The organism is Rahnella sp. CJA17(1/100), assembly GCF_963881615.1.
GTDB classification, from domain to species: domain Bacteria; phylum Pseudomonadota; class Gammaproteobacteria; order Enterobacterales; family Enterobacteriaceae; genus Rahnella; species Rahnella aceris.
The window spans coordinates 1-2267 of the sequence record NZ_CAWOJA010000036.1; the positions used below are offsets into that span (position 1 = coordinate 1).

General features: G+C 47.5%; 2 protein-coding genes and 2 pseudogenes. All 4 read left to right on the forward strand.

Features of this window, described 5'->3' with window-relative positions; translation table 11 throughout:
• The coding region (locus AACU55_RS16740; RefSeq protein ID WP_167686184.1) for a VENN motif pre-toxin domain-containing protein at positions 1–1189 on the forward strand (1189 nt) is incomplete at its 5' end.
• Entirely contained in the window at positions 1186–1482 is a 297-nt protein-coding gene (locus AACU55_RS16745) for a hypothetical protein (protein WP_112151912.1), read from the forward strand. The genes AACU55_RS16740 and AACU55_RS16745, both read left to right, overlap by 4 nt.
• Positions 1483–1523: 41 nt before the next feature.
• Positions 1524–1733 (forward strand): annotated as a pseudogene (locus AACU55_RS16750) (VENN motif pre-toxin domain-containing protein); the annotation flags it as partial.
• 377 nt (positions 1734–2110) lie between these two features.
• Positions 2111–2267, forward strand: a pseudogene (locus tag AACU55_RS16755) (transposase); the annotation flags it as partial.

Consider the following 2267-nt stretch of genomic DNA (forward strand, 5'->3'; position numbering starts at 1 on the left):
CACAGACGCCAAAGGCAACGTTAACGAAGTCGAAAATATCACCGGGCATGCGCTTGCCGGCGCAGTGGTCGCCTATCTGCAGGGCGGTTCTGTGTCGGGCGGTGCAGCCGGGGCCGCGACCGGTGAACTGGCTGCGCAGTTGATTGCGAAAGAGCTGTATCCGGGAGTAAAACCGGAAAATCTAACGAATGAGCAAAAGGCCAATGTGAGCGCGCTGAGCACGCTTGCCGCCGGGTTGGCAGGCGGCGTAGCCGGGGATTCGTCGTTTGCCGCAGGGACAGGTGCGGTTGCCGGGAAGACGGCGGTGGAGAATAACTTCCTCAGCGTGGAAGAAAAGACGAAGCTGGAGCTGGCGAAGCAAAAACTCCAGAACAGTAAAGATCCGGTGGAGCGTGAGCAGGCACAGCAACAGATAAACGACCTGCGTGAGAAAGATATCGCCAGCGACAAAAAGGTTATTGATGCGTGCAGTAATGGCAAGGCCGGAAGTGCGGGGTGTGCCAGTGCAAGACTTGAAGTTATAGCGGCTAAGGGCGAGTACGAAACCGGCCAATATAACAATAAAATCAGTGATATGTACGCGGACTCGTACGGGAAAATAGTTAATCTATTGAATATCACGAGCGTTGATGCGCAGAATCAGCAACAGGTAAAGGATGCGCTGACGCAATATGCAATGGATGTTCTGGGGGTAGACCGTAAGACTGCGGAAGGTTACGCCGAAACGAAGCAGGGAATGGATATCATTATTGCTTCGGTAACGCCGATAATGGGTGGCGCGGCAGCAAGTAAACTAGGAAATATAAGTACAGAAGCCAATGTAAAAGCGTCGTTGCTGAAGGAAATGTCTTCTCAGGGGATAAAATACACACCTGAAAATATTGTACAAGTTGCAAAAAATTCTGATGGGAAAATCATTTTCCTCGAATCCGGTAATGGCAAAGCCGGTTTGCAGCACATCATCGACGAACATGCAAAAGACTTTGCGAATATCGGTGTATCTGAAGCACAAATTCCTAACGTTGTGATGAAAGCTGTCTCAGAAGGGAATATTGTTGGGTATCAAGGGAAAGGTACAGGGCGTCCTATATATGAAACTGTCATAAATGGTGAAGTTCACCGCCTCGCAATTACTGTGTCTAGCAATGGTTTTATGGTAGGTGCTAATCCTGCCGGGAGAGTAAAATGAAAATAATAAAGTTAATGGCAGATTATTACTCCTTTCCGCTGTGGAATAACTCTCCAGGAGAGGTTGGTAATATTGATCCGGAAAGTTTACCTCTTTCAGATGAATTAAAGGAGAGGCTTAATAACTGGTCGGAAAAATATGACTCAATATTAAATGATGAAGATCCAGCGTCGTCAGATTTTGCGACAAAGGAAGATCAACTAACTTTTATCCATGAAGGTGGTGAACTCGCTAAATGTCTTCAGGTCGAATTAGGGGATGCCTACCAGATTACATATTACTCTGATTATTAATCGATTAATCCCGGCCCCTGAGCTGGGATTTTTGTATCCGTCAGTCAGCCGTGTCGGACGGCACTATCGTTGTGCGTGACAACGCGGCTCAGCAGCAAAATATCAATGATCTCAGCCGCGACACGGAACATGCCAACGCCAGCATCAGCCCAATTTGCGATAAGGAGAAAGAGCAGAACCGCCTGAAACAGGCGCATATCATCGGGGAAATTGGCGTTCAGGCGATGATGGATATTGCGCGGACGCATGGTTAGGGCTATCGGATGGCCAAGCCAAGCCAAGCCAAGCAAACCGCAGTGCCCCTATTGAAGAGCAGAAACAGATAACCAACGGGGAACTGGTCAGCACCGTCATAATCATCTGACATGATGATTCTGAAGGTACTGAGTGTAGATGTCGATCCGCAGCAACGATGTTACGCTTTATAAAAGCTTACTCACTAATTTGATAAAGAAAAATGCATCGCTGAAACTGCTGATACCTCTGAATAAGTTTTTAAACGCTATATTCGCTCTGAAGTTGGTTTTCAGGGCAGATTTATCCTGAACATTATCCTGTAGTGGAATACTAAATCTGGCCACCTGAATAGAGGTGATATCATCGCCTCATAGTCAAAACAGGTGACATTATGACCGGACGTAACAGACGTAATTTTAGCCCCCGAGTTTCGCCTCGAAGCTGCCCAGCTTGTACTCGATCAGCACTACACCGTTGCCGCCGCTGCAACGGCAATGAATGTCGGTAAATCCACGATGGATAAATGGGTTCGCCAGCTTAAAGAAGAA

Coding starts and splice junctions, on each gene's coding strand:
- AACU55_RS16745 (WP_112151912.1), top strand. CDS start 1,186: ATGAAAATAATAAAGTTAATGGCAGATTATTACTCCTTTCCGCTGTGG.